Origin of the sequence: Mycoplana rhizolycopersici (assembly GCF_013378445.1) — a bacterium.
GTDB classification, from domain to species: domain Bacteria; phylum Pseudomonadota; class Alphaproteobacteria; order Rhizobiales; family Rhizobiaceae; genus Mycoplana; species Mycoplana rhizolycopersici.
In genome coordinates this window covers 37,448-58,937 of the sequence record NZ_JABXYK010000003.1, presented here as the reverse complement: position 1 = coordinate 58,937, position 21,490 = coordinate 37,448, and the positions used below count along the sequence as shown (strand labels likewise).

20 protein-coding genes are annotated in these 21,490 nt (G+C 63.2%); 16 read left to right on the top strand and 4 right to left on the bottom strand.

The features are described 5' to 3' along the window. Positions 1 to 111 precede the first annotated feature (111 nt). Together HV823_RS05515 and HV823_RS05510 are read left to right on the top strand one after the other, a co-directional pair. Positions 112 to 1,086 (top strand): complex I NDUFA9 subunit family protein, encoded by a 975-nt coding sequence (locus HV823_RS05515; RefSeq protein WP_176948757.1) that lies wholly within the window; start codon positions 112 to 114, stop codon positions 1,084 to 1,086. Between the two features lie 301 nt (positions 1,087 to 1,387). Then, entirely contained in the window at positions 1,388 to 1,540 is a 153-nt protein-coding gene (locus HV823_RS05510) for a metallophosphoesterase family protein (protein ID WP_176948756.1), read from the top strand. Between the two features lie 93 nt (positions 1,541 to 1,633). Here the strand turns inward: HV823_RS05510 and HV823_RS05505 are convergent, their stop codons facing one another. After that, positions 1,634 to 2,440, bottom strand: a complete 807-nt coding sequence (locus HV823_RS05505; protein WP_176948755.1) for an undecaprenyl-diphosphate phosphatase — start codon at positions 2,438 to 2,440, stop codon at positions 1,634 to 1,636. A gap of 169 nt (positions 2,441 to 2,609) precedes the next feature. On the opposite strand from HV823_RS05505, the gene HV823_RS05500 reads away from it, so the two are divergent. The 10 genes from HV823_RS05500 (at position 2,610) to HV823_RS05455 (ending at position 14,072) form a co-directional block, all read left to right on the top strand. Continuing rightward, positions 2,610 to 3,302, top strand: a complete 693-nt coding sequence (locus HV823_RS05500) for a glutathione S-transferase family protein (RefSeq protein ID WP_176948754.1) — start codon at positions 2,610 to 2,612, stop codon at positions 3,300 to 3,302. Between the two features lie 13 nt (positions 3,303 to 3,315). Then, entirely contained in the window at positions 3,316 to 4,476 is a 1,161-nt protein-coding gene (gene queG / locus HV823_RS05495) for a tRNA epoxyqueuosine(34) reductase QueG (RefSeq protein WP_176948753.1), read from the top strand. A gap of 2 nt (positions 4,477 to 4,478) precedes the next feature. Beyond that, positions 4,479 to 5,351: an SDR family oxidoreductase gene (locus tag HV823_RS05490; protein ID WP_176948752.1), complete on the top strand. Its 873-nt coding sequence runs from the start codon at positions 4,479 to 4,481 to the stop codon at positions 5,349 to 5,351. A 384-nt stretch (positions 5,352 to 5,735) separates the two neighbouring features. Next, positions 5,736 to 6,095 (top strand): septal ring lytic transglycosylase RlpA family protein, encoded by a 360-nt coding sequence (locus HV823_RS05485; RefSeq protein ID WP_176948751.1) that lies wholly within the window; start codon positions 5,736 to 5,738, stop codon positions 6,093 to 6,095. A gap of 172 nt (positions 6,096 to 6,267) precedes the next feature. Beyond that, entirely contained in the window at positions 6,268 to 7,554 is a 1,287-nt protein-coding gene (locus HV823_RS05480; RefSeq protein WP_176948750.1) for an RsmB/NOP family class I SAM-dependent RNA methyltransferase, read from the top strand. A 239-nt stretch (positions 7,555 to 7,793) separates the two neighbouring features. Beyond that, positions 7,794 to 9,074: an imelysin family protein gene (locus tag HV823_RS05475; RefSeq protein WP_176948749.1), complete on the top strand. Its 1,281-nt coding sequence runs from the start codon at positions 7,794 to 7,796 to the stop codon at positions 9,072 to 9,074. Between the two features lie 46 nt (positions 9,075 to 9,120). Further along, entirely contained in the window at positions 9,121 to 10,662 is a 1,542-nt protein-coding gene (locus tag HV823_RS05470; protein WP_176948748.1) for a di-heme oxidoreductase family protein, read from the top strand. Beyond that, the gene (locus tag HV823_RS05465) at positions 10,662 to 11,789 is read left to right on the top strand and encodes an imelysin family protein (RefSeq protein WP_176948747.1); all 1,128 of its coding nucleotides are present in this window, start codon (positions 10,662 to 10,664) and stop codon (positions 11,787 to 11,789) included. Before HV823_RS05470 ends, HV823_RS05465 begins: the two co-directional genes overlap by 1 nt. A 185-nt stretch (positions 11,790 to 11,974) precedes the next feature. After that, entirely contained in the window at positions 11,975 to 12,961 is a 987-nt protein-coding gene (locus HV823_RS05460) for a magnesium transporter CorA family protein (protein WP_176948746.1), read from the top strand. A gap of 25 nt (positions 12,962 to 12,986) precedes the next feature. After that, positions 12,987 to 14,072, top strand: a complete 1,086-nt coding sequence (locus tag HV823_RS05455) for a DUF1513 domain-containing protein (protein WP_176948745.1) — start codon at positions 12,987 to 12,989, stop codon at positions 14,070 to 14,072. A 93-nt stretch (positions 14,073 to 14,165) separates the two neighbouring features. Here the strand turns inward: HV823_RS05455 and HV823_RS05450 are convergent, their stop codons facing one another. Continuing rightward, a complete protein-coding gene (locus HV823_RS05450) occupies positions 14,166 to 14,723 on the bottom strand; it encodes a GNAT family N-acetyltransferase (protein ID WP_176948744.1) in 558 nt (185 codons plus the stop codon). A 77-nt stretch (positions 14,724 to 14,800) separates the two neighbouring features. On the opposite strand from HV823_RS05450, the gene HV823_RS05445 reads away from it, so the two are divergent. From HV823_RS05445 to guaA, 4 genes are all read left to right on the top strand, one after another. Beyond that, on the top strand, positions 14,801 to 15,256 hold the full coding sequence (locus tag HV823_RS05445) for a TspO/MBR family protein (protein WP_176948743.1): 456 nt from the start codon (positions 14,801 to 14,803) through the stop codon (positions 15,254 to 15,256). 91 nt (positions 15,257 to 15,347) lie between these two features. After that, complete coding sequence (locus HV823_RS05440) at positions 15,348 to 15,797, top strand: PaaI family thioesterase (RefSeq protein WP_176948742.1); 450 nt, start codon at positions 15,348 to 15,350, stop codon at positions 15,795 to 15,797. Then, positions 15,794 to 16,432, top strand: coding sequence for a 5'-methylthioadenosine/S-adenosylhomocysteine nucleosidase (locus HV823_RS05435; protein ID WP_176948741.1), 639 nt, complete (start codon positions 15,794 to 15,796; stop codon positions 16,430 to 16,432). Before HV823_RS05440 ends, HV823_RS05435 begins: the two co-directional genes overlap by 4 nt. A gap of 59 nt (positions 16,433 to 16,491) precedes the next feature. Further along, complete coding sequence (gene guaA, locus HV823_RS05430) at positions 16,492 to 18,054, top strand: glutamine-hydrolyzing GMP synthase (protein ID WP_097141518.1); 1,563 nt, start codon at positions 16,492 to 16,494, stop codon at positions 18,052 to 18,054. A 38-nt stretch (positions 18,055 to 18,092) separates the two neighbouring features. Here guaA and HV823_RS05425 read toward each other — a convergent pair whose 3' ends face one another. Both HV823_RS05425 and HV823_RS05420 read right to left on the bottom strand, forming a co-directional pair. Further along, positions 18,093 to 19,718: a DUF1254 domain-containing protein gene (locus HV823_RS05425; RefSeq protein ID WP_176948740.1), complete on the bottom strand. Its 1,626-nt coding sequence runs from the start codon at positions 19,716 to 19,718 to the stop codon at positions 18,093 to 18,095. Positions 19,719 to 19,835: 117 nt separating this feature from the next. After that, the gene (locus HV823_RS05420) at positions 19,836 to 21,269 is read right to left on the bottom strand and encodes a DUF1254 domain-containing protein (RefSeq protein WP_176948739.1); all 1,434 of its coding nucleotides are present in this window, start codon (positions 21,267 to 21,269) and stop codon (positions 19,836 to 19,838) included. Between the last annotated feature and the right edge of the window lie 221 nt (positions 21,270 to 21,490).

The following is a 21,490-nucleotide window of genomic DNA, read 5'->3' as shown; positions in this document are numbered from 1 at the left end:
AACGACAGGCGCGGAAGTTGCAACAAGGCACGTGCAGACAAGCCTTCACCTCCCCGGTGGTTTGGGCTATGTAGGCCTCACCTACCTTCGCCTATTCCAGGAGCTTCCCGCATGACCCTCTCCAACCTTCCGCCGCAGGTCACCGTATTCGGTGGTTCCGGATTTGTCGGCCGTCATGTGGTCCGTGCGCTCGCAAGGCGCGGCTACCGCATCCGCGTGGCCGTGCGGCGGCCGGATCTGGCAGGGTTCCTGCAGCCGATCGGCGGCCTTGGCCAGATCTCCTTCGTTCAGGCGAACCTGCGCTACCGCGACTCGATCGACCGCGCCATCCACGACGCCGATCACGTCGTCAACTGCGTCGGCATCCTGTTCGAGAAGGGCCGCCAGCGCTTCGACGCCGTGCAGGATTTCGGCGCACGCGCCGTTGCCGAGGCCGCCCGCGCCCGCGGCGCCACGCTGACACACATCTCGGCGATCGGCGCTGAGGCCAATTCGGCTTCCGACTACGCCCGGTCCAAGGGACGCGGCGAACTGGGTATCCGCGAGGTGCTGCCGGAAGCCGTGATTCTGCGTCCGTCGATCGTCTTCGGACCGGAAGACGGCTTCTTCAACAAGTTCGCCAACATGTCGCGCTTCGCACCCGTCCTGCCGCTGGTCGGCGGCGGCCACACCAAGTTCCAGCCGGTCTACGTCGCCGACGTGGCCGAGGCCGTGGCGCGTTCCGTCGACGGACACGCCATCAAAGGTACGACCTACGAACTGGGCGGCCCGGAAATCCTGACCTTCCGCCAGTGTCTGGAACTGATGCTCGACGTGATCGACCGCAAGCGTCCGTTCGTCTCGCTGCCCTTCGGCATCGCCTCGATGATCGGCTCGTTCGCCTCGCTCGTCCCCTTCGTCGAGCCGCCGCTGACGCCGGACCAGGTCCGCTTGCTGCGTTCGGACAACATCGTCTCCGACGAGGCCAAGAAGGAGGGGCGCACCATACAGGCGCTCGGAATCGCGCCGGCGCTCGCCGAAGCGATCCTGCCGTCCTATCTGGTCCGCTACCGCCCGCAGGGCCAGTTCACCCGTGGAACGGCCTGAGGCCTCCAAAGGGATCAAGCGTATCGCGCAAATCATCACGCCGCCTGGCACCGGGCGGCGTTTTCTTTGGTCGTCCGATGGCCGTCCGAAGAGCATTCACGCAGGCAATCTGAACGCCAGCGCGCAGTGCGGGGACCGAGCGTTGCAGTTGTGCCGCACTGTCGAAAATCAGCACAGCATTTACGCAGCATTCAACATGTTCCGTTATTGATGTTTTGCAGGGCGGCGAATACACACCGCCTCGCACAAGGGGCCAGACCGGCGAGACCCGCGTACATCTTTCCTCAAGGACTTCTTCGACATGGGCAAGGCAATTGCACTTTTCTTCGGCTGCGCGGCGCTGGTGATCCTGGCAGGCTCCTTCATGGCACCGAGCACCGTTGCCGCCGGCAAGCACGGCTGCGCCCCGGCCTATGGCGTCGACCCCTGCACGACCTCGTCGATCGAGCGCTGAACGGAAAAAGGCCGGACTACGACGCCCGGCCCTTGATATCTGCGCCCGAAGGCGCACGCATCTGCGCGAACCGATCGGGTTCGCGAAATCTCCCTACCCCCAGAGCGCCAGGCCGATCAGGCCGGCGATACCGATGACGATCCGCCAGATCGCAAAGGGTGCAAAACCGCGGCGCGAGACGAAGTCCAGCAGCGAGCGGACGACCAGCAGCGCCGAGAAGAAGGCGGCAACGAAGCCGACAACAATCAGCATGCCGTCGTCGAAGCTCAATGCGTCGCGATTCTTGTAGAGGTCGAGCGTGAACGCGCCGAGCATCGTCGGCATGGCGAGGAAAAACGAGAATTCCGCGGCCGAGCGCTTGTCCGCTCCCATCAAGAGGGCACCGGCGATCGTGGCGCCCGAACGCGAGGTGCCGGGAATCATGGCGAGGCACTGGAAGAAGCCGATCTTGAGCGCCAGCGACGGCGGATAGTCCATCACGTCCTTGTAGCGCGGCTTCAGCGGCAGCCGGTCGATGACGTAGAGCACGATGCCGCCGAGGATCAGCACGATGCAGATCAACTGCGGCGTCTCGAACAGGACCGTCTTGATGAAATCATGGGCGAAGACACCGATGACCGCGGCCGGCAGAAAGGCAAGCAGGACGCAGAAGACGAAGCGCCTCGCCTCAACGCTGGTCGGCAGGGCCAATGCGATATGGATCAGTTTGGCCGCGTAGACGGCAAGGATCGCCAGGATAGCGCCGAGCTGGATCAGGACGGCAAATGTATTCCCCGGGGACTTGAAGCCCATGAAGTGGCCTGCAAGCAGGACGTGGGCTGTCGAGGACACGGGGATGAACTCTGTCAGGCCTTCGATCACTCCGAGAACGAGGGCGCTGACAATCGACTGGTCGGCCATGGAAAATCCTTGAAGAGATGATGTCGCAAGCGATCATCAAAAACTGATTCGCTTGTGTTTGCGTTGTCATCTTCCTATAGCTTTGTGTCAGGAGTCGTGAACAGCGCAAACGCATTTCCCGGCCGACGGCCGGTCCACTTCCTCCGACGATCATCAAAAGAAAAGCCTTATGCCGACCCTCTATCATCACTCGATGTCTTCCTCCTCCCGTTTCATCCGGCTGGTTCTGACCGAATACGGCTATCAGACCGATCTCGCCGAGGAGCAGCCGTGGGAAAACCGGCGCGACTTTCTGGCTTTGAACCCGGCAGGGACGCTGCCCGTCTATGTCGACGACAGCATGCGGGCGCTCTGTGGCGCCATGGTCATTTCCGAATATGTGGACGAGACGCACGGCGTCTTGAAGCGCGACCGGCGGCTTCTGGCGGAAGATCCGTTCCAGCGGGCTGAAATCCGCCGCCTCGTGGAATGGTTCCTGCAGAAGATGGAGCAGGATGTGACCCGGCCGCTCGTGCGTGAGCGGATCTTCAAGCTGCAGATGACGCCCGACCAGGGCGGCGGCCCTCCGGACAGCAAGATCCTGCGCAATTCGCGCGCCAATGTCCGCCAGCACATGAAATATCTGTCGTGGCTCGCCGGTTCGCGCACCTACCTCGCCGGCGACCGGCTGAGCTACGCCGATCTTGCAGCGGCGGCGGCTGTCTCGGTGCTCGACTATATGGGCGAGATCAACTGGCAGGATGCACCGCAGGCAAAGGACTGGTACCAGCGCATCAAGTCGCGCCCGTCGTTCCGGCCGCTGCTTGCCGAGCGCGTGCGCGGCGTAACCCCGGTCTCGCACTACGCGGACCTCGATTTCTAGGGCGACGATGGCCATGGCCGGGGCGGCGACCAGCGCGGACCGGAGCGAGCGGCAGCGGGAAAAGCTCAAGGCCTTCCTCCTTGCCGAGGCAGCCGACAGGGGCTTCGACGTCTGTCGCGTGGCGCGGCCGGATTCCATCCCCGACGCGCCTGCCCGTCTCGATGACTTTCTCGCCGCAGGCTATCACGGCACCATGGACTGGATGGCGGAGACGCGTGATCGCCGCGCCGACCCCCGCGTGCTGTGGAGCGAGGTGCGGTCGGTCGTCCTGTTCGGGATGAACTATGGCCCCGACGAAGACCCGCGCAACGTGCTGGCCATGAAGGACAGCGCGGCAATCTCGGTCTATGCCAAGAACCGGGACTACCACGACGTCATCAAGGGCAAGCTGAAAGAAGTTGCAACCCGCTTTGCCGCGCGCGCCGGCGAGGACGTGAAGGTTTTCGTCGATACCGCACCGGTGATGGAGAAGCCGCTTGCCATGCAGGCAGGGCTTGGCTGGCAGGGCAAGCACACGAACCTCGTCAGCCGTGAATTCGGCTCCTGGCTCTTCCTCGGCAGCATGTTCACCACCGCCGACCTCGCAGCCGACGCCCCCGAGCGCGACCATTGCGGCTCCTGCCGGGCATGCCTGGACGCCTGTCCGACGAGCGCCTTTCCGGCACCTTACAGGATCGACGCCCGCCGCTGCATTTCCTACTTGACCATCGAGCACAAGGGGATGATCGAGCGCGAACTGCGCCCCCTGCTCGGCAACCGCATCTACGGATGCGACGATTGCCTCGCCGCCTGCCCCTGGAACAAGTTCGCGGCCGTTGCGGCGGAAATGAAGTTTCACGCACGCGACGACCTGCGCGCGCCAAAACTTGCCGAGCTTCTGACGCTCGACGATGCCGCGTTCCGGACGCGCTTTTCCGGATCTCCCGTAAAGCGCATCGGCCGCGACCGCTTTGTGCGCAATGTCCTGATCGCTGCGGGCAACAGCGGTGATGCCGCGCTCGCGCCGATCTGCGAGTTATTGGCAAGCGACCCCTCCCCCACCGTGCGCGGCATGGCCGTCTGGGCGCTACGGCAAGTGCTGGGTAGAGAAAACTTCCAGAAGTTTGCTAGAAGAGCAGCCGAAGAGGCCGACCCGGAGGTGCGGGCGGAATACGAGGCAGCGACGGAGGTCTGATCATGCGTCTTCTGGTGTTGGGAGCGGGCTTCTCCGGCCGCGCGATCGCGCAGGCGTTCCAGGCGGCAGGATACGCGGCAGCCGGTACGACACGTTCCCACGAAAAAGCAGGCGCGCTCGCCGCTCTGGGGATGGACGCCATCGTCTATGACGGCGAGACGATCTCCGACACGCTCCTCAAGGCCATGGGCAAGACGACCCACCTCGTGCAGTCGATTGCGCCTGGCAAGAACGGAGATCCACTGTTTCGTGACGGCGTCCCGCCGATCGGCGCGCTGATGCCAAAGCTGCGATGGGCGGGCTATCTTTCCACCGTGGGCGTCTACGGCGATCACAAGGGCGCGTGGGTGGACGAGGACACGCCTCTGCACCCCGTCTCCGCCCGCTCGATCGAGCGCGTGGACGCAGAAAACCGCTGGCTCGCGTATTCGCAGGCAAGCGGGGTCCCGGTCGCGATCCTGCGCCTTGCCGGCATCTACGGCCCAGGGCGAAACGCGCTTCGCAACGTCGCGGAGGGCACGGCGCGGCGGCTGGTGAAGAAGGACCAGGTGTTTAACCGCATCCGTGTGGAGGACATCGGCGCAGCGGCGTTGTTTCTGGCCGAACGCAGCCAGTCCGGCGTGTTCAACATCACCGACAACGAGCCCGGGCCGCCGCAGGACGTGGTGGCCGAGGCCGCGCGCCTGCTGGGCGTGGAAATCCCCCCCGAGATCCCCTTCGAGACGGCCGAGCTTTCGGCCATGGCCCGCTCCTTCTACGGCGAGAACAAGCGCGTCTCGAATGCCAGAATGCGGGCGCTCGGCTTCAAGTTCCGCTATCCAGACTACCGCATGTCGCTCGCCCAGATGCGAAACGACGACAGCTGGCATGGCTGAACCAACGACTTTGTTAACAACCGGTTACCGAAAGTGCGTTGACGCGCCCAAGTTTGGCCTCTTTTTCGCAACCTGCGATGGCATCCATCAGAAAAAAGATTCGGATTGGCGTACCAAATTCGGCTGATGTGCAACTTTTTTCCAGTTTTCTCGGCAGAGGTCGGCAGAAAATTCCACGCCTGTCAACACTTGAAGGTTCGCACTGATTCTAAAGGCATTTTAGAAATCGATGCGGAAATCCGGAAGGATAGACAGCATTCTATGCAAATTCATTCATAGATCATCGGCAAGTAGACCGCGCCGGCCAAGGCCATTTTTCGCCATTTTTCGCCCCAATAGACAGACCTGTCAGAAGATACTGGACACCAGCACTGAGGGGTCAACATGTCTATCAAGTCCTCTACTGTGGCACTTGCCGCATTGATTATCGCTGCGCCCGTAACCTTCGCATCCACCGCCGAGGCTGCCGGCTGTGGCCGTGCATCCTGGTATGCGCTCACCTCGAAGACTGCCTCCGGAGAGCGCATGAATCCGGCCAAGCTTACGGCCGCCCACAAGACCCTGCGCTTCGGCACGAAGCTCAAGGTCACCAACGCCAAAAACGGCCGCAGCGTCGTCGTTCGCATCAACGACCGTGGTCCTTTCATACGCGGCCGGGTCCTCGATCTTTCGAAGGCGGCCGCATCGCAGATCGGCATGATCGGTGCGGGGCATGCAAGCGTCTGTTATCAGATCGTCAGCTGACGTCCGACAGGCGGACCGGCTTCGCCTGCGGAGCCTCGGCCAATTCATCTCATGGCGTGGCCGCTCCCTGGGGCGACCACACCCGCAAAGACCGGTCCCGACACAATTCGGCGCCAACGGCTTGCTCTCGCCGCGCTTCGCCGCTACCACGGCGGCAAAATGGAGTTGAGCAATGCGATTGGGCGGACGGCTTTCGGGAGCCATCGAGGTTCTGGCGGATATCGAGGCGCGCAAGCGTCCCGTCGCCGATGCGCTGAAGGACTGGGGCCTCGCGCATCGTTTTGCCGGCTCCGGCGACAGGGCGGCGATCGGCAACATCGTCTACGACGCCCTGCGGATGAAGCTGTCACACGCCTACATGATGGATGACGACAGTGCTGCCTCGCTCGGCCTCGGCGTGATGCTGCGGCAATGGGGCCTGACGCCGGAAAGCCTCGCTCGTGAACTGGAGGGCGACAAGTTCGCCCCCGAACTTCCCGCCGACCGCCTGAAGGCCTTTGCTGGCCGCAGGCTTGCGGATGCGCCGTTGCACGTACAGGGCGACATTCCCGAATGGGTCCAGCCCTCGTTCGAGGAGAACTTCTCCGAGGACTGGCTCGATGAAGCGAAGGCTCTGACCGGGCGTCCGACCCTCGATTTGCGCGTCAACACGTTGAAGGCCACACGCGAGAAAGTGCTGAAGGCGCTGGAGCGCAGCGGGGCGGAGCGTGCCAGGATTGCACGCCACGGAATCCGCATCCCGGCCGGCGAAGGCCCGTCGAGACTGCCGAACGTCACGGCGGAACTGTCCTTCCAGAAAGGCTGGTTCGAGGTCCAGGACGAAGGCTCGCAAATCGTCGCCGATCTCGTCTTCGCGCAGGAAGGCGAACAGGTGTTGGACTATTGCGCCGGCGGCGGCGGCAAGACGCTCGCCATGTCCGCTGCGATGAACAACAAGGGCCAGGTGCATGCCTACGACGCCGACCGCAAGCGGCTGGCGCCGATCATCGAGCGCCTGAAGCGCGCCGGCACCCGCAACGTCCAGGTTCACGAGGACCTCTCCTCGCTGGCGCCGTTTGCCGGCCGCTTCGACCGCGTCCTTGTCGATGCGCCCTGCACCGGCACCGGCACATGGCGGCGGCGGCCGGACACGAAATGGCGGCTGACCGAGAAGAACCTCGAGGAGAGGTTGGCCCAGCAGGAAGAAGCGTTGGCGAGTGCCGCGAGCTTCGTTCGCCCGGGCGGCACGCTTGTCTACGTGACCTGTTCGGTTCTGCCGGAAGAGAACGAGAACCAGGTCTACAGCTTCTGCGAGGACAATCCCGAGTTCGAGATCCTGTCGGCGGCAGGCGCCTGGGAGGAACTGTTCGGCACGGACAAGCCGCAGCCATGGTCTGCAGACATGAAGACGGTCACCCTGACCCCGGCCTCGACCGAAACGGACGGGTTCTTCTTCTGCGCCATGGGCCGCAAGACCTGAGCAAATCCCCCCGCATTAATCTACGTTCTGCGAGATGCCAGACGTCCCCAGCAGTATTGCGCAAGCGTTGAATTATTCTAAACTATACACTTTGACACAAGTTTAATTTTGCGCGAAGAGAAGTCCGCCTGATACTATCCATCGCCCGGCTACGGGCGAGGTCCCGGCACATCGTTCGCCCGCACGGGGGAGGGGCGCCGGGAAGGAACGAAACCTTTTATGGGACCCCAGGAGACAACATGAAGACGTCCTTCCTCCGCACGGCAGCGCTGGCGCTTTTGACGGCGACCTCAGCGTTCGCCTTCCAGCCGGCATTTGCCGCAACCGACGATGCCGCCGTCGTCAAGCACTATGTCGATGTCGCCCATGCCAAGTTCTCCGACGCGCTCTCTACCGCCAAGGCGCTTTCGACTGCCGTCGATGCGCTGATCGCCAATCCGACCGACGAAACGCTGAAGGCGGCACGCGAGGCCTGGATCAAGGCACGCGTCCCCTACCAGCAGACGGAAGTCTACCGCTTCGGCAACGCCGTCGTCGACGAATGGGAAGGCAAGGTCAACGCCTGGCCGCTCGATGAAGGCCTGATCGACTATGTCGACGCCAACTACGGCACCGAGAGCGATGAAAACGCGCTGTTCGTCGCCAACGTGATCGCCAACCCGAAGATCAAGATCGACGGCAAGGACGTGGACGCCACCAACCTGACGCCCGAATTCCTGGCAGGCACGCTGCAGGAAGCGGGCGGCGTCGAGGCGAACGTCGCCACCGGCTACCACGCCATCGAATTCCTGCTCTGGGGCCAGGACCTGAACGGCACCGGACCCGGCGCCGGCAACCGCCCGGCAACCGACTTCGACACGAAGAATTGCACCGGCGGCAATTGCGACCGCCGAGCCGCCTACCTGAGGTCGGCAACTGAGCTTCTGGTCGCCGACCTGCAGGAGATGGTCGACAAGTGGGCCCCCGAGGGCGAGGCCACCAAGGCCGTCAGCGCCGACCCGAAGAGCGGCGTCAGCGCCATCCTGACCGGCATGGGATCGCTCTCCTACGGCGAACTCGCCGGCGAGCGGATGAAGCTCGGCCTGTTGCTGCACGATCCGGAGGAAGAGCACGATTGCTTCTCCGACAACACGCACAACTCTCACTACTATGACGCGCTCGGCATCCAGAGCGCCTATACCGGCGAGTACGTGCGCGCGGACGGCACGAAGATGACCGGTCCGTCACTCTCCGAACTGGTTGCCGCGAAGGACCCGGCGCTCGACAAGGAAATGAAGGCGCAACTCGACACGACGATTGCCGCGATGCAGGCGATGGTGAAGCGGGCCGATACAGTCGAGGCCTACGACCAGATGATCGGCGAGGGCAACGCGGAAGGCAACGCCGTCGTGCAGGCCGCCATCGACGGTCTCGTGAACCAGACGAAGACGATCGAACGCGTCATCTCGGCGCTGGACCTCGGCAAGATCGAGCTTGAAGGTTCCGACAGCCTGGACAATCCTAACGCCATCTTCCAATAAGATGCAAAAGGCGGGCCGCATCCCACCGATGCGGCCCGATCTTGAAATGAGCACAGCACCCTTCAACCGCCCGTATGCCCTTCTCGGCGCGTTGCTGCTGTCGCTCGCAGCCGGTGGAGCCTTCGGCTTCGACGAATTGCCGGGATCTGGCGAGCGCACCGACCTGTCCACACCGGACAGGTCACGGGTAGAAGCGATTACCCGACCGACGCGCGATTTCTCGAAAGCCGAACGCTACGAGGCAATGTCCGGCGGCGCGGCGACGTCGACTGCGCCCGTCAACGCCGACAGCTTCTCACATTTTTCCGAGAACCTGACCTTTCAGCAGGAAGAGGGCTTCAAGCTCGGAAACGCGCTGTTTCGGAAGGTCTGGGTGTCTTCCCCCTCCTCCACGCATGCGTCCGACGGCCTCGGCCCGCTGTTCAATTCGCGCGCCTGCCAGAATTGCCACCTCAAGGACGGGCGCGGGCGCCCGCCGGAGCCCGGCGCGACGACCAGCACCACTTTCTTCCGGCTCGCGCGGCCGCCGGCCGACGATGACGAGCGCGCTCAACTCGATGCCTTGCAGGTTCTGAACCTCCCCGACCCGGTCTATGGCGGCCAGCTTCAGGACTTTGCCGTTCCCGGGCTTGCCGCCGAAGGGCGCATGCAGGTCGAATACTCCGAAGAGACCGTGACGCTGAAAGGCGGGGAAACGGTATCGCTGCGCCGGCCGCACTATTCCGTCACAGACCTCGGCTATGGCGCGATGGATCCTGCGACAACGCTCTCGCCGCGCATGACGCCGCCGATGATCGGGCTTGGGCTGATCGAGGCGATCCATGAGGCCGACATCATGGCGCTCGCCGATCCCGACGACAGGGACGGCGACGGCATCAGCGGCAAGGCGGCGCTGGTGCGCGACAGGGAAAGCGGAAAGCTGGCGCTCGGCCGCTTCGGCTGGAAGGCGCAGAACCCCAGCGTGCGCAGGCAGAGCGCCGAAGCCTTCGCCAACGACATCGGCATTTCCAATCCGCTGGCGCCCGCGTCCCAAGGCGACTGCACGCCGGCACAGACGGCCTGCCTCGCCATGCGGGATGGCGTGCAGAAACGGTTGGGCGACACCGAGGCGCCCAATCCGGTGCTGGACCTCGTCACCTTCTACTCGGAAAACCTGGCCGTGCCTGCCCGCCGCAAGGCGAGCTTCGCGCAGACGCTTTCGGGCAAGAAGGCCTTCTACGACATCGGCTGCATTGCCTGCCACACGCCGAAGTTCGTCACCCGTCGCGATGCGCGCGACAACGCGCAGGCGTTCCAACTGATCTGGCCCTATTCCGACTTTCTGCTGCATGACATGGGCGACGGGCTCGCCGACGGTCAGACGGTCGGATTGGCAAATGGCCGGGAGTGGCGCACGCCGCCGCTTTGGGGTATCGGCTTGACGAAGACCGTCAGCGGCCACACCTTCTTCCTGCACGACGGACGCGCCCGCAACCTGACGGAGGCGATCCTCTGGCACGGCGGCGAGGCGCAGGCCGCCCGCCAACGCTTCATCGACCTCGACAAGGCCGATCGTGACGCTCTCCTGACCTTTCTGGAGTCTCTTTGATGCTGCCCCTTCGCGCCCCCCGCCTACGTCACGCCCTTCTCGGCCTTGCAGCCGCCGCCTTCGCGCTGCCGGCCTGGGCGCAGGACGCCAATCCGATCCCCCCGGTCGAGCTGACCGATGCGGCGATCCTGCCCGTGATGGAACGCGCGGTGGACGAGGTGATCCGCCCCGGCTACCGCGATCTCAGCGCATCCGCAAAGAGATTATCTCAGGCTGTCGCAGCCTACTGCGCGGCCCCCTCACCCGACACCAGGGCTGCGGCGCACGCTGCCTTCGACGATACGGTTGAGAAATGGTCGTTCATCGAGATCGTGCGCGACGGTCCGGTGCTTGAGCAGAACCGCTTCGAACGCATCCTTTTCTACCCCGACCGCAAGAGCACCGGGCTGAAGCAGGTGCAGTCGCTGCTGGCAAAGGCCAACGAGAAGGACACCGATCCCGCAACGCTTCCCGGAAAGAGCGTCGCGGTGCAGGGGCTGGGAGCGCTGGAATACGTCCTCTACGGCACGGGAGCGGACGTGCTCGACACAGGTAAGGGCAGCTTCCGTTGCCGCTTCGGCGCGGCGGTGGCCGATAACATCGCCGCCACGGCAACCTCGCTCAGCGCCGACTGGGAAAAGCCGGACGGCGTCCAGAAGGACTGGAAGCATCCCGGCCCTGACAACCCGGTCTTCCGCGACGGCAAGGAGGCGATCACAGCCCTGCTCGGCGTTCTCGTCCACGGGGCAGAGACCGTTCGCGACCAGCGCATCGAGTCCTTCTACAAGGGCGAGGACACGCCGCCGCGGCCGAAATCGGCTGTCTATTGGCGCTCCGGCAACACCTGGAAATCGATCGAAGGCAATCTGGACGGGCTGAGTACGCTTTTTCGCAAGTCTGGAATGGAAGAGCTGCTGGATCCCGGCGAGGCCTCGATCGCAGGATCGGTCGAGTTCGTGATGAAATCTCTGGAGCGGACAGCGCCGAAGATCGACACCGACATCGAAAAGGCTGTCACGGAACCGACCGAGCGCAAGAAGATCGACTTCCTGATCATCAATGCGCGCGATCTGGTGCTTCGGCTCAGCAACGATTTCGGCGGCGCGATCGGGCTCGGCGCCGGCTTCTCCTTCTCGGACGGCGACTGAGCGAAAGGCTTTGACAACGGCGCCCCAAAGGCGCAGATGGCTTTCGCGCCGGACACTTGCGGCACGTGACAAAAGGACCAATCCGATGAACCCCGACAGTCGAGGTCGAGTCGCAGAACTTTCGATCGTCAGGTCCTGATTCAAAGGGCTCCGGCGGTCGACCGACTCGCCGCATGGAGCCTGCTATGCTGTCCATCTTCCAAAACCGCGAGAACCATCTCGTTCGCGTCGATTCCTTCGGCGACGCCACATTGCAGCCTGCCATCTGGTGCGATCTCCTAAGCCCCACGGGCGACGAAACGCGCCTGGTGGAGCACAATCTCGGCATCGAGATCCCCACACGGGACGAGATGCAGGAGATCGAATTGTCCGACCGCCTCTATCAGGAGGCGGGCGCGCAATTCATGACGATGACCGCGGTCGCCGCGCTCGACAGCGAGGTGCCCGCCAAGGTGCCCGTGACGTTCATCCTCAAGGGGCCGACGCTCGTGACGGTGCGGCATGCCGACCCGCGACCGTTCTCCACCTTCGCCGCCCGCAGCCAGAAGACGAACGGAGCGCCCTGCAGCTCCGGCGAGGCGGCCATGCTGGGCCTTATCGAGGCGATGATCGACCGGACCGCGGACGCGCTGGAGCATGCCGGCCTCGAAATCGACGGGATTTCGCGGGAGGTCTTTCGCAAGAAAAGCGCCAGCGCGACGAAGACGACGCGCAACCTGCAGTCGCTGATCGACCGGATCGGGTTGAAGGGCGACCTTTTGACCGCCGTTCGCGAAAGTCTCGTCAGCATCGGCCGGCTGATCGCCTATCATACCGCGGTCGAAGATCGCGGCGGCCGGCGTGCGCCGAAGGAAACGCGGCAGCGCCTGAAGCTGATCCAGCGTGACGCCGCCTCGCTCGGCGAGCATGCGGAGTTCCTGTCCAACAAGATAAACTTCTTGCTGGATGCGACGCTGGGGCTGATCAACCTCGAGCAGAACCAGATCATCAAGATCTTCTCGGTCGCCTCCGTGGTGTTCCTGCCGCCGACGCTCGTCGCCTCGATCTACGGCATGAACTTCCAGATGATGCCGGAATTGCAATGGAATCTGGGCTATCCGGGCGCGCTGGCTCTCATGGGGCTTTCCAGCCTCCTGCCATATCTCTATTTCAAGCATCGCGGATGGCTTTGACCGGCTCCGAACGACAGAGGAAAGCATGCGCACACCGCTTCTCGATCGCCGCAGCTTCATGAAAATGGCAGGCGCCGCCTGGACGGCGACGCTTGCCCCCTCGGCGCTATACGCGCTGGAGCGCAGCGACGCCGTGTTCGCCTCCGGCTTCATGGCGCGCGACGGCAGCTTCGGCGTCGCCACGCTTTCCGAGAACGGGACGATCATCGACAAGGTGTCGCTACCCGCGCGAAGCCACGGCATGGCCTATAGCGCTCAGAGCGGCCATGCCGCAGCTTTCGCCCGGCGCCCGGGCACCTTCGCCATGATCTTCGATACGCGTCGGCAGGTGGAGCCGGTGACAATCCACGCCGGAGAGGGGCGGCACTTCTTCGGGCACGGCAGCTTTTCGCCGGACGGACGGCTGCTCTATGCCAGCGAGAACGATTTCGACGAGAACCGCGGCGTGATCGGGCTTTACGATGCGACCGACCGCTACCGACGCATCGGCGAGTTCGACACCTACGGCATCGGCACGCACGACATGACCGTCTCCGACGACGGGCGCATGCTGGTCGTTGCCAATGGCGGCATCGAGACGCATCCGGATTTCGGCCGCACCAAGCTCAACCTCGACCACATGGAGCCGTCGCTGGCATTGGTCGATGCTGTCACCGGCGCGCTGATCGAGCGGCATGCGATGCCGTCCGGATTGCGCCAGCTTTCGACCCGGCATGTCGATATCGACGGCAAGGGTCGCGTCTGGTTCGCCTGCCAGTACGAGGGGCCGCGCAACGATCTGCCGCCGCTCGCCGGTCACTTCGCCAAGGGCGAGGACATCGCCTTTCTGGAACTTCCGGCGGCGACGACGCAAGGACTTGCCAACTATGTCGGCGCGATCGCGGTCAACCGGAGCCAGGGGATCGTCGGCCTGACATCGCCGAAAGGCGGCACGGCGGTGACAATCGACACAGGCACCGGCCGGGTGATCCGTGAGGACCGTGTTAGCGATGCTGCAGGCATTGCGGCTTCGAAACGCGGGTTTGCCGTCTCCTCCTATGACGGTCGCTTTGACGACCGGCAGGCAGATCTTGCCTGGGACCAGCACATCGTCCGCTTCGGCAAGACTTGAACCTGCCCGGTCCCTCGGACGGTATCACGCACCAGGCTTGCCATGCCGCGCAGTTCTTTTCCGTAGAGACGCCGCCTCCCGATCGGGCACGCTTCAGGCTGCGCCGGCGTCACGCGCGATCAGCAGGTGCAGATCGTGCCAGGCATATGCGACCTGTTCGTAGCGGTGCCCGCCGAGCGTGATGATGCCGATTTCGACGACAGATGCCCCAAGGCGCTCGTAAAAGACGCGGTTGGGATTGGTGGAAAGCACCCACGCACTGAGCGTGACGGCACCGCCTTCGACCATGTAGCGGGCTACGCTGCGCACCAGTTCGGCGCCGATGCCGCGGCCCTGATAAGCCGGCAGGACATAGAGCGCGTAAATCTCGCCCACGGGAGTGGGCGTCGCGTAGCGGGCCGGACCGTAGTTGATGAAGCCGACCAGATTGCCGGTTTTCCGCTCGATGGCCACGAAATGGCCGACTCCGGCTGCATTTCTTCGGCCCATATGACGAACGGCCTGCTCGGCCGGCGACATGCCCTTGAGGAAAGCATCGTCAAGCAGACCCCGAAAGGTCGCCCTCCAGGTTTCCACCAGCACCCGGCCGATCGCGAAGACGTCGGCGGTGCGTCCCGGCCTGATCTCGATCGCGTGATCCATGGAAAACATGTAGGGCGGCTTCCCACCTGTGCAATGGTCTGCCCGGCAGACTGGACACGGAAGAGACCGCGCCCTAACTGAGCGACATGAACAGCAAAGCCTTGACCTATCTATCGTTTCTCGTGCTCGTCGTCGGCGGCGGCTTGCTCATCGGCCTCGTCAACCTGCCGGACGCCTGGTATCGATCGCTGGCAAAGCCCGCCTTCAATCCGCCGGACTGGGTCTTCGGGCCGGTCTGGACGCTGCTCTATGCGATGATCGCCGTCGCAGGCGCGCGCACCTTCATGAATTTCCGCAGGACCGCGGCCATGCGGCTCTGGTGGGCCGCACTCGCCTTGAACTTCGCCTGGTCGCCGCTGTTCTTCGGCCTCCGCGAGCCCGCACTCGCGCTCATCGTCGTCATCGGACTCGTGGTGAGCGTCCTGCTCTACATCCTTTCCAGCTGGAAACAGGATGGACCGTCTGCCCTTCTGTTTGCTCCCTATCTCGCCTGGACGTCCTTCGCAGCCGTCCTCAACGGTGCGATCGTGGCGCTCAATTGACGCCTTGCAGCGAGCGGGCGCGCGTGCGAGGGTTTGCCCCGACAACGGGCGCGGGCTTCTCGCTTCAGGCCCGCGAAGCAGAACGAGCGACATGACAGACCTTCCGCCAGCGGATTTCCGCGAACGTATCACCAGAAGCTTCGGGCGCCAGCCCGCGATGGGGCTGATCGGGGCGCAACTGACGCGCGTCGAGCACGGCACGGTGGAAATCGAACTGCCGTTCGACGAGAAGCTGACACAGCAGCACGGCTTCCTGCATGCCGGCGTCATCTCCGCCGCCCTCGACTCCGCCTGCGGATACGCCGCCTATACGGTGATCGACGCCGAGGCCTCGATCCTGACGATCGAGTTCAAGGTCAACCTGATGTCTCCGGGGCGCGGCGACTGGTTCCTGTTTCGCGGCGAGGTGACGAAGCCCGGCTCAAACATCATCGTTGCCGACGGACGGGCCTATTCCATCACCGACGGCCCGGCGAAGCTGATCGCCTCGATGACCGGCACCATGATGGTCGTCCGCGGACGCCAGGATGTCGCGGGATGAGCTACGAACTGAAACACGTCGCAGACAAAAGCCTGCTCTACGTGATGGCCGTCGACGCCGAATACGGCGAGCACCTCAGAAGCCGGATATCGCCGCTGATGACGGGCGTCGGCCCTGTCGAAGCCGCCGTGCAACTGACCAGCGCGCTTGCGCATCTGCAGGCACGCGACAACCTTCCGGACCTCGTCGTCTCGCTCGGCTCGGCGGGTTCGGCGACGCTGGAGCAGGCCGGGATCTATCAGGCGAAGAGCGTGTCCTATCGCGACATGGACGCCTCCCCGCTCGGCTTTGCCAAGGGTGCGACGCCTTTTGTCGACCTGCCGATTGCCGTAGCGCTGCCGCTGCGCGTGCCCGGCATCGCCGAAGCCCGGCTTTCGACCGGGGCGAACATCGTTTCGGGCGCTACCTATGATACGATCGACGCCGACATGGTGGACATGGAGACCTATGCGGTCCTTCGTGCCTGCAACGCCTTTGAGGTTCCGCTCATCGGCTTGCGGGGCATATCCGACGGAAAAGCGGAGTTGAAGCACGTCGGCGACTGGACGGAATACCTGCATGTCGTCGACGAAAAGCTGGCGGATGCCGTCGGGCGGCTGGAGCAGGCGATCGCCGAGGGCACGATCGCGCTCTGAGCCCGGAATCTGCCGCGATCCCCGTTGCGCAGTGCGGCAAATTTCATTAAAGGCTCGCCATGACCCAGACAGCTCATCCCGACAGCGTTCTCATCATCGATTTCGGCAGCCAGGTGACGCAGCTCATCGGCCGGCGCGTGCGCGAAGCAGGCGTCTATTGCGAGATCATCCCGTTTCAGTCGGCCGAAGAGGCCTTCCACCGGATGAAGCCGAAGGCGATCATCTTCTCCGGCGGTCCGGCATCGGTTCTGGACCAGGGCAGCCCGCGCGCGCCGCAGGTGGCTTTCGATTCCGGCCTGCCGATCCTCGCCATCTGCTACGGCCAGCAGACGCTGGCGACCCAGCTGGGCGGCAAGGTCGAGGGCGGCCACGCCCGCGAATTCGGCCGCGCCGACGTCGAGATCCTGAAGGACAGCCCGCTGTTCGAAGGCTTCTGGGAAGTCGGTAAGAAGTATCCGGTCTGGATGAGCCATGGCGACCGCGTCACCGTGGCGCCCGAAGGCTTCGAGATCATCGGCACCTCCGAGAACGCCCCCTTCGCGATCTGCGTCAACGAGGCGAAGCGCTACTACACCACGATGTTCCACCCGGAAGTGGTGCACACGCCTGACGGCGCCAAGCTCCTGTCCAACTTCGTGCACAAGATCGCCGGCATCAAGGGCGACTGGTCGATGTCCGCCTATCGCGCCCGCGCCGTGGAAGCCATCCGCGAGCAGGTCGGCGACAAGCGCGTCATCTGCGCGCTTTCGGGCGGCGTCGACAGCTCCGTCGCGGCACTCCTGATCCATGAGGCCGTCGGCGAGCAACTGACCTGCATCCTCGTCGACCACGGCCTGATGCGCAAGAACGAGGCGGCCGATGTCGTCGCCATGTTCCGCGAGCACTACAACCTGCACCTGATCCACGTCGACGCGGTCGATCGCTTCGTCGGTGAGCTGGAGGGCGTTTCCGACCCGGAAACCAAGCGCAAAATCATCGGCCGCCTGTTCATCGAAGTGTTCGAAGACGAGGCCAAGAAGCTCGGCGGCGCGGAATTCCTAGCCCAGGGTACGCTCTATCCCGACGTCATCGAGAGCGTCTCCTTCACCGGCGGCCCTTCGGTGACCATCAAGTCGCACCACAATGTCGGCGGCCTGCCCGAGCGCATGAACATGCAGCTCGTCGAGCCGCTGCGCGAGCTGTTCAAGGACGAAGTGCGCGTGCTTGGCCGCGAACTCGGCCTGCCGGAGAGCTTCATCGGCCGCCACCCGTTCCCGGGTCCGGGCCTTGCCATCCGCTGCCCGGGCGGCATTACCCGCGACAAGCTGGAGATTCTCCGCGAAGCCGACGCCATCTATCTCGACGAGATCCGCAAGGCCGGCCTCTACGACAAGATCTGGCAGGCGTTCGCCGTGCTGCTGCCTGTCCAGACCGTTGGCGTCATGGGCGACGGGCGCACCTACGAATTCGTCTGCGCGCTGCGCGCCGTCACCTCCGTCGACGGCATGACCGCCGACTTCTACCACTACGACATGAACTTCCTCGGCCGCGCGGCGACCCGTATCATCAACGAAGTCCGCGGCATCAACCGCGTCGTCTACGACGTGACCAGCAAGCCGCCGGGCACGATCGAGTGGGAATAATTCAGGCCCATTCGTCGTGGTCCAACCCTCATGTTCCGTCACTTCACCAGCGCGACCTCGCTTGGCCTCCACTCCTTCGTGAAAAATGGCTCGAGCGGGCCGTAAAGTCGCAGGCACGGAATAAACCCTTTGCCGGGCATAGTCTGGATCCAGTTACCCCGAGCGACGCCTTCAGGCTGCTCCGGCGAGAACCAGACTGTCGTCGTGCCGTCGGCTGCTGCTTCCGCGGCCGGAGACGGATAGCTTTGACTGCCTGCGCGCGGATAGCGCTGGGGCGTATCGAGCATCGAGCGCGTCTGGTTGTCGTAGGCAATGAAGGACCAGAAGTTCGAATACGGAATATCCTTTGGCAGCGTCACCTTGTAGGTCTTGGCGCCGTCGAAGGGTTGCTTGTCAGCATCGACCAAAGTCCACAGGTACTGCGAGCCGATGCCGGGCACGCGCATGGCCATCCCGGGCGTGATGCCGGTGACGCCGTAGAAAAAGGCGGTTCGCGAGTCCAGCAAGCGGTACCCGGTGGGTGGGTAGGGTTTAGCGCCCTCCGGCGTAATTTCCGGGATCGGTGTCTCGAACTCATAGCCGCTGACAAACAGCTGGTTCACCCAGCCCGAGCCAGGATAATAGTACCAGTCCTCAGCGCGAGGAGCCATAAACAGGGTTCGGGAGGTAGCGTTGGCCAAGGCGACGGCCTCGGTGAGAATCTTCTTCATCCGCGCATCGGGCGTGAAGGGTTTGCCTTTGACGATGCCAATGGCGGCAATCGGGCCCATCAACTCGGGGTCCAGCGATGTGGCGGGCTCCTGCTGCACCAACTCGTTGAGCCACTCGTAGTAGGAATAGTCGTTGGGTGGTATCGTGTTCATCACCACACCCGTGCCCTCGTGGAACACGGTCGGCGGCGGCGGGGTGATCGGTCCGAGCATGGTCTTGCCGGCAAGGAATTCGGAAACAGGCGTGCCGTAGCCGCCGGCCTTGTACGGATAGACCTTAAGTGTTTTCTTGATCTGTTCGACGACCGGCTTGGGGTCGCTGTTCTCCATGAATGCGCGAGCGAACCAGATAACGAAGTTGGTGCGGGCGCGGGCCACAAAATACCCGCCCGCGGGCACGTTGCCCTCGTAACCGGGTGGCAGGATGAGATACTTGCCGCCTTCACCGCGATCAGGCCCCGGTGCGCCCAAATCAATAACCCAGCGGAACCACTGGTCGTCGATAGCGCCCAACATCTTCGGGCCCAACTCTAGTACCATGGGCCCCTTGGAGAGATCGAGCATTCCCAGGGTATAGATCGTGTCCGCGTTGGCTGTCAGGAACAACGAACTGGCATCCATCAGGTCGGAAAAGATGAGGACTTCATTGTCCTTCACCCCGACGCTCTGAAACCCCTTGTGAAAGGCCGCTATGCTGACACCCTGGAAAGTATTCACGAACGCCTGGAAGGCGTGCGTGAAATCCAGATTGTCATAAATCTTTTCAATCGTCTCCTTGCTCGGCATGCCGTCCTTGAAGTCGAGCGTACCGATACGCGTCTCGACTTTGTCCGGCGTCAGGATCGATGCGGGTGGGGTCGTTGTTTGGGCGCTTGCTCCAATCGTGCCGACGAGGAAAGTCGATGCCGCGAGGCCTGTTACCAGTCGGCGGAGCCTGCTGTGGATCTGCTTCATTGATCGTCTTCTCCCTGCTTCCGTGGGCCTGGCTGTCGCCGCTCGAAGGTCCGCGTAGGACCGTGGATGTGCACCTCGTCAATCGCGACGAGCCCCCAAGGCGGTCAGCGCAAAACGCTAATTCGCCGCCACCACCGCCGGCGGCTGCCAACTGCCTTCGCCAGCCGGCAGTATCGAAGGCGCCTCGCTCTTCGGCCAGTACAGTCGCATGACGAGATAGATCGTGTCATTTGGCGCAGGCAGCCAGTTTGCCTCCCTACCTGTGCCGGGGCTGTCCTTCTGGATATAGAGGGTGAGCGAACCATCCTCGTTCTTCTTCATGCTCGGCAACATCGGCGAGTTGATGAGATAGCGATTGATCGGGTTCTTGATCAGGAGCTGGCTCTTGCCGTCATACATTGTCACCGACCAGAAGGAATTCACCGGCGGGAGTTGTCCTGCGGGAAAGGTAATCGTGTAGTTGTGCTTGCTGGCGTCGAGTGTCTCGCCCTTCGCATTCGTTCGGGTGAACGGATACATGGCCTCCACGGAATCGTTTCCGTAGAGACCGGCCTTGGCAGCGGCCGCACGCTTCAGCCAGTCTCCACGGTAAAAGGCGCGGTCACCAAAGAAAGAACCGACACTCCAGCCGTTGATGTTTCTGGTTCCGGTCGCGGCGAACTTTGTGACCTTGTCGTCGCCATCCTTCATGCCAAGGCCGATTTCCAGCTTGTGAGCGACTGGAAGGTCTTTGAAATCGAATGCTTTTCCCGGACCCACACCAATGCGTGCAAGCTTGGCGCGAATGGCCGCGTCCTCTTCCGTTGGCGGCACGAATTCCAGTGCGGCATCCAGATAGTCGAAGAAATTATCCTTGATGCCCTGCGTTGTGGCCGGCAGGAAGTCGATCTTTGAGGGAGCGGGCGGTGCCAGCTGTTTCAGGAATGCCGACAGCGGCTGCACGTTGTAGCCGGCCTGCACCTTCTCCACGTTCGGCATATCCTCGGCATTGATGAGCTGCGTCCTGAAGTTGGCGAACACGAACGGGGTGGTCGAGGAAAAGATCCGCTTGACGCCGGAAGGCTTCTCACCTTTCCAACCGGGCCCGACGACGAGATAGGAGCCCGCCTTGTTGCCTGTAGCGCGACTGCCAATATAGCCAAAGTTGTAGGTGTTTCCGTCAATCAACTGCACGGAATAGTAACGGTCTTCTGCCACCTCCGGTACGGAGATCACCATCGGCTCGGCACGCAGATCCAGCCACAATATCGAGTATGGCGTGTCGCTGTTCGGCGTGACTACCGCTGTGTCTTCGTAGGTCGCCACGTGGTTGAGGTTTTCGATCTTGTTAAATGGCGCCTTGAATTGGCTGGACTTCGGGTCGACGGCGAACTCGTACATGACGGCATAATTCATCACGAGCGGCAAACCGTAGATGAAACCCTCCTCGGCGATGTCTTTGGCCTCTACGATGCCCGGGTAGCTCTGCGCCGACAGGAGGCTTGGCTTCGCAATCGCGGCGCCAGCGGCGATCACCGCGGCTGAGCGAAGTAGATCTCGCTTCGTCAACATTCGCCTTACTCCTCCTGGGTCGTCTTGAAGTCGGTTACAGTGTCGTGGCACCGATGCCTTCGCGCGTAAGTCTGCTCGCCGCCTTGTCTAAGGTCATCGCGCCTGCGGTCTGGACGAACAAGAAGTCAGCCACGTCTCCGGCTGCTCGCGCCAGCCGCTGTCTGAGCGGCACCGCTGTCGCCGCAACGGCTGTGACTGCCAGCACCAAGTTCCGTCTGGTT